The sequence below is a fragment of the Bacillus hominis genome (assembly GCF_018332515.1).
Lineage (GTDB): Bacteria > Bacillota > Bacilli > Bacillales > Bacillaceae_G > Bacillus_A > Bacillus_A hominis.
In genome coordinates, this window is the sequence record NZ_BOQD01000058.1 from 1 (window position 1) to 16,958 (window position 16,958).

Here is a 16,958-nt window from a genome sequence, read left to right on the forward strand (position 1 = left end):
AATTTTAGCATTAACAGAATTAGAAATCTTTAAAGGTGATGGTAGTGGAAACTTCAGACCAAAAGATACGTTAACACGTGCAGAAATGGCACAAATTTTAACGGAAACATTTGAATTACAAGTAAAAGGTACACCAGGATTTAAAGATGTACCAGCAGGACATTGGGCAGCTAAGGCAATTAATGCAGTAGGTTCAAATGGTATTTCAGCAGGTGATGGTTCAGGTAACTTTGCGCCAGGTATGAAAGTAACACGTGAACAATATGCACAGTTCCTATACAAAGCAATTTTAAATGATGAGCAACAATAATTTATAAAAAGAGCCAGTGTTATATAACACTGGCTCTTTTTTTGTTGAAATAACAATGGATAAACACAGTTTTGTAAAAAAATCATTAAATTTTCAAAAAAAACTTCCTTTTCAGAAGATTTGTTATATAATATAAAACATAAAATTAAATCTGTTATAAAACAGTTTAAGAAGGGGATGCTAATATGTCGACGCAAACTTCACGGGTTACACTGACCGGAGAAATGTTACCAGCGTACAACGAAATATTGACACCTGAGGCGCTTAGTTTTTTAAGGGAATTACATGAAAATTTCAATGAGCGCCGAATAGAACTTTTACAAAAACGTGTAGAGAAACAAAAAAGAATTGATACAGGGCAGTTTCCGAAGTTTTTAGAAGAAACAAAGCATATACGTGAAGGTGATTGGACAATCGCCCAGCTGCCGAAAGATTTAGAGGATCGCCGCGTGGAGATTACTGGACCGGTGGATAGAAAGATGGTCATTAACGCTTTAAATTCAGGAGCACATCTTTTTATGGCAGACTTTGAAGATTCGAATGCACCAACTTGGAGAAATGCTGTCGAAGGTCAAATTAACTTACGTGATGCGAGTAAGGGAACGATCTCACATAAAAATGAAAACGGAAAAGAATATCATTTAAATAATAAAACAGCTGTATTAATTGTGCGTCCGAGAGGGTGGCATTTAGAAGAAAAACATATGCAAGTTGACGGAAAGAACATGTCTGGCAGTTTGGTAGATTTTGGATTGTGCTTTTTCCATAATGCGAAGGTGCTTTTAGCAAAAGGAAGTGGCCCGTACTTTTACTTACCGAAAATGGAAAGTTACTTAGAGGCAAGATTATGGAATGACGTTTTCGTATTTGCTCAAAAGTATATCGGTATTCCGAATGGAACGATTAAAGCTACTGTGTTAATAGAAACGATTCACGCTTCATTTGAAATGGATGAGATTCTGTATGAACTAAGAGATCATTCTGCTGGTTTAAACTGTGGACGATGGGATTATATATTTAGTTTCTTAAAGAGCTTCCGTAATCATAATGAATTTTTACTTCCGGATAGAGCGCAAGTCACGATGACAGCGCCGTTTATGCGCGCGTATTCTTTGAAAGTTATTCAAACGTGTCATCGTCGTAATGCGCCAGCAATCGGAGGAATGGCAGCGCAAATTCCAATTAAAAATGATTCAGAAGCAAATGAGGCAGCTTTTGAAAAAGTGCGTACTGATAAGGAGCGCGAAGCTTTAGATGGTCATGACGGGACTTGGGTTGCCCACCCGGGACTTGTACCGGTTGCAATGGAAGTATTTAATCACATAATGAAAACGCCAAATCAAATTTTTAGAAAGCGTGAAGAAATAAGTGTAACAGAAAAGGATTTATTAGAAGTACCGATGGGAACGATTACAGAAGGTGGCCTTCGCACTAATATTAACGTCGGTATTCAATATATTGCATCTTGGTTAAGCGGGAGAGGGGCAGCTCCAATTTATAACTTAATGGAAGATGCGGCAACAGCGGAAATATCAAGAGCACAAGTATGGCAGTGGATTCGTCATGAGGGTGGAAGGCTAAGTGATGGCCGCAATATCACTTTTAAATTGATGGAAGAATTGAAAGAAGAAGAACTAGCAAAAATAGAAAGAGAGATTGGTAAGGAAGCATTTAAGAAGGGGAGATTTGAAGAAGCTACAAAACTGTTTACAAACCTTGTTCGTAATGATGATTTTGTACCGTTTTTAACATTACCGGGTTATGAAATTTTATAAAGTGAAAAGGGGATGGAACATATGAAAAACGAAAGAATCGAGAAATTACAAGAGAGCTGGGAATTAGATAAGCGCTGGAAAGGGATCACACGTCCATATTCAGCAGAAGATGTAATTCGTTTGCGCGGATCGATTGACATTGAACATACGTTAGCGCGCCGCGGTGCAGAGAAGCTTTGGAAGTCGCTTCATACGGAAGATTATATAAACGCACTTGGCGCATTAACAGGAAACCAAGCGATGCAACAAGTAAAAGCTGGGTTAAAAGCAATTTATTTAAGCGGTTGGCAAGTAGCAGCTGATGCAAATCTTTCTGGACATATGTATCCAGATCAAAGTTTATATCCAGCGAACAGCGTACCAGCTGTAGTAAAACGAATTAACCAAACACTTCAACGTGCTGACCAAATTCAGCATATGGAAGGAAACGGTGATACAGATTATTTCGTACCGATTGTAGCAGATGCAGAAGCGGGGTTTGGCGGACAATTAAACGTATTCGAACTTATGAAAGGCATGATTGAAGCGGGGGCATCAGGTGTACACTTTGAAGATCAATTATCTTCAGAGAAAAAATGTGGTCATCTGGGCGGAAAAGTATTACTACCGACGCAAACAGCGGTACGTAATTTAATTTCTGCACGCCTTGCTGCGGACGTAATGGGAGTACCGACAATTATCGTCGCAAGAACAGATGCAGATGCAGCAGATTTAATTACGAGCGATATTGATCCTGTTGATAAAGCGTTTATTACAGGAGAAAGAACGCCAGAAGGATTTTATCGTACGAAAGCAGGTCTTGATCAAGCAATTGCGCGTGGTTTAGCGTATGCGCCGTATGCAGATCTCGTTTGGTGTGAAACGTCGGAGCCGAATTTAGAAGATGCAAAACGCTTTGCGGACGCAATTCATAAGAAATATCCAGGGAAGTTACTTGCTTACAACTGTTCCCCTTCATTTAACTGGAAACAAAAACTAGATGAAAAGACAATTGCAAGCTTCCAAAAAGAAATTGCATCGTACGGTTATAAATTCCAGTTCGTAACGCTTGCTGGATTCCATTCATTAAACTACGGTATGTTTGAATTAGCGCGTGGTTATAAAGAGCGCGGCATGGCAGCGTATTCTGAATTACAACAAGCAGAGTTCGCTGCAGAAAAATATGGTTACTCTGCAACACGCCATCAACGCGAAGTAGGAACAGGATACTTTGATGAAGTAGCACAAGTAATTACAGGTGGTACTTCATCAACGACTGCTCTAAAAGGATCCACAGAAGAAGAACAGTTTACGAAATAAGAAGAGATGCAGGTGCCTATAACGGGCACCTGTTTATTAATTAAAATAACCAATTGAATATCGTATAAATACCAATTAAAGCACAGAAAATAAGCAATATGAATATAGATAGACATCCCCCAAAAATAATTTTGTCTTGCCACGTTTCTTCAATTTCTTCAGTTATTGTTTCTCTAATTTTTTTCTGTAAAGGAGAGAAAGTATGGTCAGGATGTAAATCTTTAATGATGTCATAATCTCCTTTGAATTTTAAAGCACGTACAATATGATAAGGATCGTTTCCCATCGATTTTTCAAATTGTAGACATGCCGCGTGCATAACATCTGTTTTCTCTTTTTCAAGATACCAATACCGTCCAGCCATTTCTGGGTATTGTAATGTAAAGTAAATATTACCGAGTTTTGTTCTAAGTGCTAATTCATTCGGATAAGTAGCGATTAATCCATGTAATCTATCTCTTGCTTTTCCAAGGTTGTTATTTTCAATATCTTTTTCAATTCCCTTTAATGTTTTTTTTAGGGATTATTTCTGTCATATACTCCTGCTTAGTAGAATAGGTGTGGTTATATTTTATAAGAAATACTAAAATTTAGAAACTTTATTTTCAAAAAGGATTGTACATTCTATTTTAAGTATGCTATGATAATACCAGTTGAATAATTAAATTAAGCAATCCATATATTATCAAGTGCCGAAAACGAACGGGAAAAAGTATGTGAGAACTAGTTTATGTTTCGAATTTGATAATGTGTGGATTCTTTTTTTATACATGAAGACTAAATAAAATGTATTTTCGTAGGAGGAAATAATTATGACAGTTACAGGACAAGTAAAATGGTTTAACAACGAAAAAGGCTTCGGTTTCATCGAAGTTCCAGGCGAAAACGATGTATTCGTACATTTCTCTGCAATCGAAACTGAAGGTTTCAAATCTTTAGAAGAAGGCCAAAAAGTTAGCTTCGAAATCGAAGAAGGCAACCGTGGACCTCAAGCTAAAAACGTAATCAAACTATAATTTTATAGTTTATTATAGAAAAAAGGATGGCTTATGCCATCCTTTTTTTGTTGTTGAGATATAAGAGATTATATTATTAATAAAGACAGCCTAAAAAGTACGATTGAAGAAATAAAGGCGTGCTCGAAAACTTATGAAAATGATAAAGTGACGGTAATTGGTTTGAGGAAGTCTCATTCTCGGTATTTAGATCAAGAACAATATATAGTCATATTACAAGTTGAAAGAGATACAGAGGATCTTGGAAGGAAATGTAAATATGAGTAAGGAAAAATAATTGGTTTTTTTGAGGATGAAGAAGAATGAAGGAAATAGTAATCGGTATGTAAAAAGGCTTTCCGTAAAGGAAGGCCTTTTAGTGTTCTTTCACAACTTTTTTCTTTTCGCGTTTCTTACATTCTGGACATTTAGATTTACGAAAAGGCTTCGCGAAGAACAGTAAAATAAAAAATAAACCGAATATAATACTCGCTGAATTTTTTACGATAACAATGCTACTATTTTTCATTTGAATTGTTGGATGATCTTGCTTTTCTTCCATGAGAGACCTCCGTATATTTGATTTAACCCGCTATTTGCGGGCAGTAAGACTCCCACCTCAAAATTCAGCTGGAGCAAAGAAGTTAGGTTGAAGCCCTGCTGCCCGTAAACCCCACTGATTATTAGCATTCACTTTATATTTTAATTATAGCAAAGTTAATTGTTGTAATGATGTGAAAAGGGGAATGTGTTAAACATATTACAAATGATATAAATTCTTTTTTCGTATATAGAATCCTCTTTTTATACAGGTCATTTCGTTATTATTCATATATTATCATTGATGGATTTATATTGTATTTGATTTATTATAAGTATTTGTAAAGAATCGTAGAATGTAAACCATGTCCTTTTTACAGGTGCTACAATTATTTATGCAGCTGCTACTATAAATGGAAAATGAAGAAGGAGATAGGAGACTATGGAAAGTAAAGTAGAACGTTATGTCGAAAACTATGTTGTAAGCAAAAACACAATGGCCTTACTTCCTGTTGTTCTAGGGGAAAAGAGAGTTGTTACGCGAATTATTGAAATGGAAGATTCTTTTTTCGTATTTCAAAAGCCTCTTGATATTATAGAGAGAAGTTGCCGGAAACATGGTTCTAGTTTCTTTGGAAGAAAAGAAGGAACGAAGGAGTTAACTCGTATTACACATAAAGCTCCTATCGCAATTAGCCCGACAGATCAACTTTATTTTTTCCCTACGTATTCTTATTCTCGAAAAGAGTGTGCGTGGTTGTCTCATTTTCATATTGAAAGTAATAAAGAATTAAAAGATGGAAATCTTATTATTAGATTTATAAATGGTTTCGCTGTGAAACTAGAAATGTCAAAAAGTAGCTTTGAAAATCAGCACAATCGTACAGCGAAATTGCGGACAGAATATGAAGACCGTAAGAAAAAACAAGGAAGCCCTTGTTTTAAAGAGATTGATAAAAGGGATGAATCAACATTAAGACCGGCTTATGAGAAAGTGTATGTTGTTAGGGAAGAGGACGTGTAAGAGGAAAAGGATGAGGGAACTCATCCTTTTCTTTATTTCATTTACGCGCTAAATTATGTAACAGCAAGTTCTCTAATAGCTTTAGGTGGTATAAAATCACAATATAAGGGTTATTTTCCTATATAAGTTTAATATAGTTTAGTTTTTTTTGAATAAAAGGGGTGAGTATTTTGTTGAAAAGGACCATTTTATTTTGGGCGCAATATACCCTTGTTTTGCCTATATTTTTTATTCTATTTATGTTTACTGGGGTTGTTGGTAGTCAGTTAATGATAAGTGATGCTAAAGAGCATTTTGTTTTTACGCCTCAAAGTGTAACAGATTATAGTCAAATTTATGAAATTGATAAATTGCTATTTTCTTTTTCAATTCAACCGTTTGTCACTATAGTTTTTCTGCTGTCGATAGTATATTTATTGACACTTATCGTCTTTCAAATTATTGAATGTAAGAAGCAAAGAAAGGTATTACATAGCGTTCAATATATGATTCTGATACCGATTTTTCTTTATTTGTGGCTAGGGATGATACAATTTTCTGCAGTTGATTTAGCCTGGATTGATAATTGGAAAGATTACCTTATATTCACTCCTACTACTATAACGAGTGAGCAAGATATATATATGATCGATCGTTTTCTATACAAATTTCGAATTTTGCCTATTCAGAGTACAGTATTAATACTATCTTTCTTATATCTATTAATATTTATCATGATTGATAGTATAGGTCTGCTAAAAAAGTTACGTGTAAGAACTGGTCATTAAAAAAGGTGAATTGTTTGAAGGTACAACAATTATTAGTCACTACTCATTTCTGTATAGGTAGAAATAACCTTACGCGCAGTAAGGTTATTTTTGAAAAATATTGATTATCACTTTCTATGTATTCTTCTTTTTCATAATATGTAACCGTTAAGTGATAATTTAGGTATAGTATCTAAATTAACTTCAAATCCTGTCGAATATTGAAAGATTATCATAGTTTAATAATGAAGGAATTCTAACGAAAGATATGGAAACTTTAATAAATACATCTCCATATGTCGTATCTACCATTTCCTCTTTCATTTAAGCGATGATACAGTAGAGGTAATAATGAGATAAAGGGGTAAAGTGTAGAATGGATTTTCAGACGATCAAAGAATATTTTTCACCAGAAAATATGGATCACATTGTTGAAAGTTATCGTGCGTTCGGGCCACTTCTCGGTATCGGTTTACCGATGATAGAGGCGCTTATTCCGGCATTGCCACTCATTGTGTTTGTGCTGGCAAATGCGGTTGCATTTGGCTTTTGGTTCGGTTTTCTTTATTCATGGATTGGATCAGTAATAGGTGCAATGCTTGTATTTTTCATTATTCGCAGCTTTGGACGCAGTCGTTTCTTTTCTTTTGTAAATAAGCACGAGAGAGTGCGAAAAGCGATGGGCTGGATTGAAAGAAAAGGGTTCGCGCCAATCTTTGTTATATTTTGTTTTCCGTTTACACCATCTGCGCTTATAAACGTTGTAGCTGGTTTGTCTCGCGTTAGCGTAAAACAGTTTGGACTAGCATTAGCATTCGGAAAACTTGTGATGATTTTTATTTTAACGTATATCGGTCATGATTTAGTGTCATTTATTCATAAGCCCGTGAAATCGGTTATTGTTGGTATTGTTATTTTTATTTTATGGTATGTCGGTAAAAAAATTGAAGTAAAGTTAGAACTACATTAGGAAAAGTCTTCTTTGTCCCGCATTAACGGGCAGTAAAACTCCCACCAAAAAATTCGGCTGAAGCAAAGAAGTTAGGTGGGAGATCAAACTGCCCGTAAATGCCCGATTGGTTCAACTAATAATCGGTGGGGGATGAACAAAACCCCCACCGATTAAGTTTCACTTTATAAAGAAAAGCTTCATTATTAAAAGGGTAAGGGGAGAAGCGAATGAAGAAAACTTTGAAAAAAGAAGGGCTAGAGTGGATAAGAACAATTTTAATTGGTGTACTGTTAGCTGTATTTTTTCGAACGTTTTTCTTTTCAACGTACGTTGTAGAGGGGAAGTCAATGATGCCGACATTGCAAGATGGAAATATGCTCGTTGTGAATAAGGTGAGTTATCAAGTAGGGGACTTGAACAGGTTTGATGTCGTTGTTTTTCATGCGAATAAAAAAGAGGACTATGTAAAACGAATTATCGGTTTACCTGGGGATCATATTGAATATAAGCATGATAAGCTATATATAAACGGACAATTTGTGGATGAGCCTTATTTAGAGACATATAAAAAAGAAATAAATGGACGGCAACTAACAGGCGATTTTAAACTAGAAGAGTTAACGAAAGAAAAGTCTGTACCACCCGGGTTTATTTTTGTAATAGGTGATAACCGCCTTGGTAGCTGGGATAGTAGGCACTTCGGTTTTGTGAAAGCTGATACAGTTGTCGGTAAAGTCGATTTACGATATTGGCCGATTCAAGAGGTACAAACGAATTTTTCAAAAGGTTGATATAATGAATAGTAGTATAGGGAAAGGCAAACAACTGAGTTTGTCTTTTTTTGTGTCCTATAATACAATTATGGTAGCAAACTAACGTTCGTTATGTAAGTGAAAGGTGGGATTACATGTCACTTCGATTTGTGATTGGTAGAGCGGGAAGTGGAAAAAGTACACTTTGTTTACGCGAAGTGCAAGAAGAGTTAAAACAACGCCCGAGAGGGAAAACAATATTATATCTTGTGCCAGAACAGATGACATTCCAAACGCAGCAGGCGTTAATTGGGAGCGAGGATGTAAGAGGTTCTATTCGGGCACAAGTTTTTAGTTTTTCACGATTAGCGTGGAAGGTGTTGCAAGAAGTTGGCGGAGCGAGTCGTCTTCATATTGATGAAGCTGGTGTACATATGTTGCTTCGTAAAATTGTAGAGTCTCGTAAAGATGGACTATCTGTGTTTCAAAAAGCAGCGGAGCAAAACGGTTTCTTTGAACATCTTGGTAGTATGATTGCGGAGTTTAAACGTTACAATGTGACGCCGTCTAACGTATATGAAATGTGGCAACAATTAGACACACATAGCAGTAGTGCAGAGCAAAAATTGCTAGCGAATAAAGTGTATGATTTACAGTTACTATATGATGATTTTGAACGTGCTTTAATCGGAAAGTATTTAGATTCAGAAGACTACTTACAATTATTAATTGAGAAGCTTTCAGACTCTGATTATGTAAAAGGCGCGGAAATTTATATAGATGGATTCCATTCATTTTCTCCTCAAGAGCTAGAAATTGTTAGAGGGTTAATGAAATTAGGAACTAGAGTAACAATAACATTAACGATAGATGAAAAAACGTTAGCGCAGCCAGTGAATGAACTGGATTTATTTTACGAAACGACGTTAACGTATGAAAGAATAAAACAAGTAGCACGTGAAGAGAAAATAGAAATTGAAAAAACGGTTCCACTTATGGAACAGCCGCGTTTTCATTCGCAAGCATTAGCGCATTTAGAAATGCATTACGAAGCACGTCCAAATGAAAAGTTTCACGGTGAAGCGAGTGTGACAATTAGTACAGCAGCTAATTTACGAGCTGAAGTAGAAGGCGTTGCTCGTGAAATTCGAAGACTCGTGGCGGATGAAGATTATCGTTACCGAGATATCGCAGTCCTTCTTCGTAACGGAGAAAGTTATTATGATGTGATGCGAACGTTATTTACGGATTATAATATCCCACATTTCATCGATGAAAAACGCCCGATGTCACATCATCCGTTAGTAGAGTGCATTCGTTCTGCATTAGAAATTATTAGCGGGAACTGGCGTTATGATGCCGTGTTCCGCTGTGTGAAAACAGAACTCTTATATCCACTAGACGTAAGAAAAGAAGCGATGCGCGAAGAGATGGATGAGTTTGAAAACTACTGTTTAGCGTACGGTGTACAAGGGAAGAGATGGACTTCTGAAGATCCGTGGATGTATCGTCGTTATCGTTCTCTTGATGATACAAGTGAAATGATAACAGACAGTGAACGTGAAATGGAAGAGAAAATAAATCGACTTCGCGACGTTGTAAGAACACCAGTTATTCGTATGCAAAAAAGGTTAAAGCGTGCTGGAACAGTTATGCAAATGTGTGAAGCGTTATACTTATTTTTAGAGGAGCTTGACGTTCCGAAAAAACTAGAAGCATTACGTATTCGTGCAGAAGAAAGCGGAGATTTCTTATTTGCGACAGACCATGAGCAAGTATGGGAAGAAGTAATGAGTCTTCTTGATACGTTTGTAGAGATGCTTGGTGAAGAGAAAATGTCACTTTCTATGTTTACGGACGTTATGTCGACAGGTCTTGAGGCGCTTCAATTCGCTAACATTCCACCGTCACTAGATCAAGTATTAGTTGCTAATATTGATCATTCTAGATTATCAGATATTAAAGCGACGTTCATTATTGGAGTAAATGAAGGAGTGATTCCAGCAGCACCTATGGATGAAGGTATGCTTTCTGATGAGGAAAGAAATGTTCTCACTGCTGCAGGTATCGAATTAGCACCAACGACGAGACAAACTTTATTAGAAGAACAGTTCGTTATGTATCAAATGGTGACGAGAGCATCTGAGAAGTTATACATTTCCTGTCCGCTTGCGGATGAAGAAGGGAAGACGTTACTTGCTTCTAGTTTTATTAAGAAAATAAAAAGAATGTTCCCTGATGTGAAAGAATCGTTTATTACGAATGATGTAAATGACTTATCGCGTTCGGAACAAATTTCATACGTAGCAACGCCGGAAGTAACGTTGTCTTACGTTATGCAGCAACTGCAGACGTGGAAGCGGTACGGATTTGAAGGCAATTTAGACTTTTGGTGGGACGTATATAACTTCTACGTTACTTCAGATGAATGGAAGCAAAAAAGTAGCCGCGTTTTATCAAGTTTATTTTACCGAAATCGTGCACAGAAACTAAGTACAGATGTAAGTAGGGATTTATATGGAGATACAATTAAGGGAAGTGTTTCTCGTATGGAACTATTTAATCGCTGTGCGTACGCTCATTTTGCGCAGCACGGTTTATCGCTAAGAGAGCGTGATATTTTCAAACTTGATGCGCCAGATATCGGTGAGTTATTCCATGCAGCACTGAAGAGAATTGCAGACAAGCTATTACGTGAAAATCGTACTTGGGCGGATTTATCAATAAAAGAGTGTGAGCATCTTTCTGCTTTAGTAATAGAAGAAATTGCACCGTTATTACAAAGACAAATTTTATTAAGTTCAAACCGCCATTTCTATTTAAAGCAAAAGCTACAACAAATCATTTTCCGTACGTCCCTTATTCTTCGTGAACATGCGAAGTCGAGTGGCTTTGTACCAGTTGATTTAGAAGTACCGTTCGGTATGGGTGGTACTGGATCGCTTCCGCCAATGGAATTTGCGTTGCAAAATGGTGTGAAGATGGAAGTAGTTGGCCGTATTGACCGTGTTGATAAGGCGGAAGATGAGAGTGGTACGTTCCTTCGTATTATTGACTATAAATCAAGTTCGAAAGCGCTAGATTTAACAGAAGTGTATTATGGACTCGCACTTCAAATGTTAACGTATTTAGATGTTGTTACTTCAAATGCACATACGTGGATGAAAAAGGGCGGTACTGCATCACCGGCGGGTGTATTATATTTCCATATTCATAACCCGATTGTTGAGATGAAAGGCGACGCATCTGAAGAAGAAATTGAGAAAGAAATTTTAAAGAAATTTAAAATGAAAGGACTCGTACTAGGAGATGCTGACGTTGTTCGTTTAATGGATAATAAACTTTCAACAGGAAGCTCTGATATTATTTCTGCTGGTCTGAAAAAAGATGGTAGTTTTAGTGCGCGTTCTAGCATTGCAAGTGAACAAGAGTTTAACGTACTTCAAAAATATGTACATCACTCGTTTGAAAATATCGGAAAAGACATAACAGAAGGTGTTATCGATATTGCTCCTTACAAAAAGGGGAATAAAGCGGCATGTACGTTCTGTAACTTCAAATCTGTTTGTCAATTTGATGAATCACTTGAAGATAACCAATTCCGTATGTTAAAAGATATGAAAGATAGCGAAGCAATGGAGAAAATTAGAGAGGAGGTTGGCGGAGAATGATAGAAAATTGGCCTGAGAAACCAGAAGGTAGTCAATGGACAGATGATCAGTGGAAAGCCGTTGTAGCGAACGGACGTGATATTTTAGTCGCAGCAGCAGCTGGATCAGGGAAAACAGCAGTATTAGTTGAACGTATTATTAAAAAGATTATAAGTGAGGAAAATCCAGTCGATGTCGACCGCCTGCTCGTTGTAACATTTACGAATGCGGCGGCGCAAGAAATGAAAAATCGAATTGGGGAAGCGTTAGAAAAAGTATTAATTGATGGGCCAGGTTCACAGCATATAAGAAAACAGCTTAGCTTATTAAATAAAGCTTCCATTTCTACAATTCATTCATTTTGTTTACAAGTTATTAGAGGGTATTATTACATGCTTGATGTCGATCCTCGTTTTCGTATTGCGAACCAAACAGAAAATGAGTTATTAAAAGAAGAAGTGCTAGATGACATATTAGAAGAAGAATATGGAATCGAAGATAATAGTATTTTCTTTGAATTAGTTGATCGTTATACGAGTGACCGTAGTGATGATGACTTACAACGAATGATTTTAGCGCTTCATACAGAATCAAGAGCGCATCCAAATCCGGAGAAGTGGCTTGATAAATTAGTAGAAGCATACGACGTGGAAGGAAAAACAATTGAAGATTTAGTATACGCTTCGTATTTATTAGAAGATGTGAAATTCCAGCTTGAAACGGCGGAAAAGCATATTCGTAAAGCGACAGAACTCGCAATGCTTCCTGATGGTCCAGCGCCTCGCGTCGAAACCCTGCAAGCGGATTTAGCTTTACTTGGAACGTTATCCTCAGCAGCTCGTGGATCGTGGACAAGCGTTTATGAAGCGATGCAAAATGTATCGTGGCAAACGCTAAAGCGTATTAAGAAAAGTGATTATAACGAAGATGTTGTAAAACAAGTAGACTCTCTTCGCAATAAAGCAAAAGATGAAGTGAAGAAATTACAAGAAGAGCTATTTAGCCGCAGACCAGAAAGTTTCTTACGAGATTTTCAAGATATGCATCCTGTATTAGAAAAACTCGTTCAGCTCGTAAAAGTATTTACAGAGCGTTTCCAAGCGATGAAGCGCGATAAAGGAATGGTTGATTTCACAGATTTAGAGCATTTCTGTTTACAAATTTTAAGTGAGCAAAGTGAAGACGGTGAAATGAAGCCGTCAGCAGTGGCACTGCAATATCGTAATAAATTCGCTGAAGTACTAGTCGATGAATATCAAGATACGAACTTCGTACAGGAATCGATTATTAAATTTGTAACGAAAGATTCTGAGAGTGAAGGAAACTTATTCATGGTTGGTGACGTAAAACAGTCAATCTATCGTTTCCGACTAGCAGAGCCTGGTTTATTCTTAGGAAAATATAAACGCTTCACACAAGAAGGATCGGGCGGCGGAATGAAGATTGATTTAGCGAAAAACTTCCGTAGTCGTCATGAAGTACTAGCAGGTACGAACTTTATCTTCAAACAAATTATGGGTGAAGAAGTTGGGGAGATTGACTACGATGCTGACGCGGAATTAAAGCTAGGTGCTAGCTATCCAGAAGGTGAAGATGTAGCGGCTGAACTGTTATGCATTCAACAAACAGAAGAAGAAGTGCAAGACGGAGAAGAAGGTGCCGAAGTAGAAAAAGCACAGCTAGAAGCTCGTCTTATGGCACAGCGTATTAAAGCGATGGTTGATTCAGGTTATGAAGTGTATGACCGTAAAACGGATAGTATGCGACAAGTGCAATACCGTGATTTCGTTATTTTACTTCGCTCCATGCCATGGGCGCCGCAAATTATGGAAGAGTTAAAATTACAAGGAATTCCGGTATATGCTGATCTTGCGACTGGTTACTTTGAAGCGACAGAAGTAAATATTATGATGAATGTATTCCGCGTTATTGATAATCCGATGCAAGATATTCCGCTTGCAGCTGTACTTCGTTCACCGATCGTTGGACTAAACGATGAAGAACTTGCAACGCTTCGTGCTCACGGAAAGAAAGGGTCGTTTTATGAAGTGATGAGCTCGTTCTTAAAAGGAGCGCCGCTTGAAGAAGAGCAAGAACTACATGACAAATTAGAGTGGTTTTATAATTTACTGCAAGGATGGCGTGAATTTGCGCGTCAACAATCTCTTTCCGATTTAATTTGGAAAGTATACGGTGAGACAGGTTATTACGACTTCGTTGGTGGTTTACCAGCTGGAAAGCAAAGGCAGGCAAACTTACGCGTACTATATGATCGTGCAAGGCAATATGAAGCAACATCGTTTAGAGGATTATTCCGTTTCTTACGCTTTATTGAGCGTATTTTAGAACGTGGTGATGATATGGGTACGGCGAGAGCTCTCGGAGAACAAGAAGATGTTGTACGTATTATGACGATTCATAAAAGTAAAGGACTTGAGTTCCCGGTCGTATTTGTAGCTGGACTTGGGCGTCGTTTTAATACACAAGACTTAATGAAACGTTTCTTACTTCATAAAGATTTCGGTTTCGGTTCACAATTTATCGATCCGCGTAAACGAATTAAATATACGACATTATCGCAACTAGCGATTAAGCGTAAAATGAAGATGGAATTAATTGCGGAAGAAATGCGCGTATTATACGTAGCGTTAACGCGTGCGAAAGAGAAGTTAATTTTAATCGGAACAGTTAAGGATGCAAATAAAGAAATGGAAAAATGGCTCGATGCGAGGGAGCATAGTGAATGGTTATTACCAGACCATATACGTGCCGGAGCGTCTTGCTATTTAGACTGGATTGCACCTTCATTATATAGACATCGTGATAGTGAAATGCTTCTTGAATTAGGGCAAGGAAATATTCCAGGTGAAATTTATGGGTATGACACTAGCTGGAAAGTAGAAGTTGTTGACGGTAACACGTTACTTGCACCAGAACCAGTTCAAGAAGAGAAACAAGAATTGCTAGAAGCGCTTCGTGAGAAAAAGGCTGTTCCGTTAGAGAGTGAACGAAAAGAAGAAGTGTACGACAGATTAATGTGGGAATACGGGTATGAGGACGCGACATCTCACCGTGCGAAACAATCTGTTACAGAAATAAAGAGAAATTATCAATCTGAAGAAGGCAGCGATAACGCCTTTATTAAAAAACTTCGTGCACCAATTAAAACACGTCCGCGCTTTATGGAGAAAAAAGGACTAACATACGCAGAGCGAGGGACAGCAGTCCATGCAGTTATGCAACATGTAGACTTGAAGAAACCAATTACAATTGAAGTTCTTCAAGAACAAATTGCAAGAATGGTAAATAAAGAACTATTAACATTTGAACAAGCTGAAGAAATAGCGATTGAAAAAGTAATTTCATTCTTTGACAGTGACCTGGGTAAAAGGGTATTAGCAGCAAAAAGTGTTGAGCGTGAAGTACCATTTACGATGATGCTTTCAGCAGAAGAGGCGTATCAAGATTGGCAAGGTAAGAGTGACGAATCGATACTTGTCCAAGGGGTTATCGACTGCATGATTGAAGAGGAAGACGGAATTACTTTAATTGACTTTAAGACAGATACGATTGAAGGGAAGTTCCCAGGCGGATTTGATCAAGCGAAACCAACTTTAGAAGACCGATACAAAGTACAGCTTTCACTATATGCAAAAGCACTCGAGAAAAGCTTAAAACATCCTGTGAAAGAGAAATGTTTATACTTCTTTGATGGGAATCATGTTGTAAATATTGAGGAATAGAGCTTAGAGAGGGGTTATGGATTATGGCGACGTTAAGAACTTGTGATCAAGGACACGAGTATTACAAAAGTAGCGATTGTCCAACTTGCCCAACCTGTGAGAAAGAGAGAAAGCCAAAAGAAGGCTTTCTTTCTCTTCTTTCAGCACCAGCAAGGCGAGCGTTAGAGCATTATGGAATTCATACTTTAGAAGAACTTTCAAAGTATAGTGAAAAAGAAATTTTGAAACTGCACGGTATAGGACCAGCATCTTTACCTAAATTGAGAATGGCTTTAGAAGATAAGGGATTATCATTTAAATAAAGAAAAACGAATCATTAGTGGGGAGTAGCATCTTCACTAATGATTCGTTTATATAATCGGTATGAATTAGCTGGATAAACACGTATAACGAAATCTCATTTTGAAAATCGTAAATCGATGGGCAAAATGATTTAAAAAGATGAATTTATGAGTGTAGCGAACTTGATAAAGAATATAAGTGAATTGATTATAATATTAAGGAAGGAAGTGCAACACTATGGATTTCGAAACAGTAATGCAAGAGCTTGAGACTCTCAGCAAGGAACGAACTAAAAAAATATACATATCCAATGGTGCAAAGGATCCACTTTTTGGCGTAGCTACAGGTGCTATGAAACCAATCGCAAAGAAAATAAAAATCAATCAAAGTTTAGCTGAAGAGCTTTATGCCACAGGTAACTACGATGCAATGTACTTTGCAGGCATTATCGCAGACCCAAAAACTATGAATGAATCGGATTTTGATCGTTGGATGGATGGAGCGTACTTTTATATGCTGTCCGATTATGTGGTGGCAGTAACTTTATCAGAATCAAATTTTGCACAAGACGTGGCTGATAAATGGATTGCAAGTGGTGACGAACTAAGAATGTCAGCGGGCTGGAGTTGCTACTGCTGGCTTTTAGGAAATCGAAAAGACCATGAATTTTCCGAAAGTAAGATTTCCAATATGCTAGAAGTTGTGAAAAATACAATTCATGATTCGCCAGAACGAACGAAATCCGCTATGAATAATTTTCTAAACACCGTGGGGATTTCATATGTGCCGCTACATGAAAAGGCAGTTGAAACCGCAAAGGAAGTAGGCGTAGTAGAACTAAAACGAGATAAGAAGAAAAGCAGTTTTCTAAATGCTTACGAAAGTATTCA

14 protein-coding genes and 1 pseudogene are annotated in these 16,958 nt (G+C 37.3%); 13 read left to right on the forward strand and 2 right to left on the reverse strand.

Annotated features, from left to right (window positions below):
- From KI356_RS07650 to aceA, 3 genes are all read left to right on the forward strand, one after another.
- Positions 1 to 310, forward strand: a 310-nt coding sequence (locus tag KI356_RS07650) for an S-layer homology domain-containing protein (RefSeq protein ID WP_212935163.1), incomplete at its 5' end; no start/stop codon positions are given.
- A gap of 185 nt (positions 311 to 495) precedes the next feature.
- Entirely contained in the window at positions 496 to 2,085 is a 1,590-nt protein-coding gene (gene aceB, locus KI356_RS07655; RefSeq protein ID WP_212935164.1) for a malate synthase A, read from the forward strand.
- 21 nt (positions 2,086 to 2,106) lie between these two features.
- Positions 2,107 to 3,384: an isocitrate lyase gene (gene aceA, locus KI356_RS07660; RefSeq protein ID WP_212935165.1), complete on the forward strand. Its 1,278-nt coding sequence runs from the start codon at positions 2,107 to 2,109 to the stop codon at positions 3,382 to 3,384.
- Between the two features lie 40 nt (positions 3,385 to 3,424).
- Here the strand turns inward: aceA and KI356_RS07665 are convergent.
- A pseudogene (locus KI356_RS07665) lies at positions 3,425 to 3,920 on the reverse strand (DUF6584 family protein).
- 276 nt (positions 3,921 to 4,196) lie between these two features.
- On the opposite strand from KI356_RS07665, the gene cspA reads away from it, so the two are divergent.
- Entirely contained in the window at positions 4,197 to 4,400 is a 204-nt protein-coding gene (gene cspA, locus KI356_RS07670; protein ID WP_000218989.1) for an RNA chaperone/antiterminator CspA, read from the forward strand.
- A 60-nt stretch (positions 4,401 to 4,460) separates the two neighbouring features.
- Positions 4,461 to 4,667, forward strand: a complete 207-nt coding sequence (locus tag KI356_RS28150) for a hypothetical protein (protein WP_238486181.1) — start codon at positions 4,461 to 4,463, stop codon at positions 4,665 to 4,667.
- Between the two features lie 88 nt (positions 4,668 to 4,755).
- Here the strand turns inward: KI356_RS28150 and KI356_RS07675 are convergent, their stop codons facing one another.
- Entirely contained in the window at positions 4,756 to 4,941 is a 186-nt protein-coding gene (locus KI356_RS07675; protein ID WP_002116927.1) for a hypothetical protein, read from the reverse strand.
- A 420-nt stretch (positions 4,942 to 5,361) separates the two neighbouring features.
- Here KI356_RS07675 and KI356_RS07680 point away from each other — a divergent pair, with 420 nt between their 5' ends.
- From KI356_RS07680 to KI356_RS07715, 8 genes are all read left to right on the forward strand, one after another.
- A complete protein-coding gene (locus KI356_RS07680; RefSeq protein ID WP_128282121.1) occupies positions 5,362 to 5,943 on the forward strand; it encodes a competence protein ComK in 582 nt (193 codons plus the stop codon).
- A gap of 170 nt (positions 5,944 to 6,113) precedes the next feature.
- On the forward strand, positions 6,114 to 6,710 hold the full coding sequence (locus KI356_RS07685) for a DUF4306 domain-containing protein (RefSeq protein WP_212935166.1): 597 nt from the start codon (positions 6,114 to 6,116) through the stop codon (positions 6,708 to 6,710).
- 355 nt (positions 6,711 to 7,065) lie between these two features.
- Complete coding sequence (locus KI356_RS07690; protein ID WP_128282123.1) at positions 7,066 to 7,659, forward strand: TVP38/TMEM64 family protein; 594 nt, start codon at positions 7,066 to 7,068, stop codon at positions 7,657 to 7,659.
- Between the two features lie 209 nt (positions 7,660 to 7,868).
- A complete protein-coding gene (gene lepB / locus KI356_RS07695; protein ID WP_128282124.1) occupies positions 7,869 to 8,432 on the forward strand; it encodes a signal peptidase I in 564 nt (187 codons plus the stop codon).
- 116 nt (positions 8,433 to 8,548) lie between these two features.
- A complete protein-coding gene (gene addB / locus KI356_RS07700) occupies positions 8,549 to 12,064 on the forward strand; it encodes a helicase-exonuclease AddAB subunit AddB (RefSeq protein ID WP_212935167.1) in 3,516 nt (1,171 codons plus the stop codon).
- Positions 12,061 to 15,786 carry a helicase-exonuclease AddAB subunit AddA gene (gene addA / locus KI356_RS07705; RefSeq protein WP_212935168.1) on the forward strand — a complete coding sequence of 1,242 codons (3,726 nt, stop codon included), beginning with the start codon at positions 12,061 to 12,063 and terminating at the stop codon, positions 15,784 to 15,786. The genes addB and addA overlap by 4 nt, the downstream gene beginning before the upstream one ends.
- A gap of 23 nt (positions 15,787 to 15,809) precedes the next feature.
- Positions 15,810 to 16,088, forward strand: a complete 279-nt coding sequence (locus KI356_RS07710) for an RNA polymerase alpha subunit C-terminal domain-containing protein (RefSeq protein ID WP_016104150.1) — start codon at positions 15,810 to 15,812, stop codon at positions 16,086 to 16,088.
- Positions 16,089 to 16,305: 217 nt separating this feature from the next.
- Positions 16,306 to 16,958 (forward strand): DNA alkylation repair protein (locus KI356_RS07715; protein WP_212935169.1); only part of this gene is annotated, 653 nt, incomplete at its 3' end.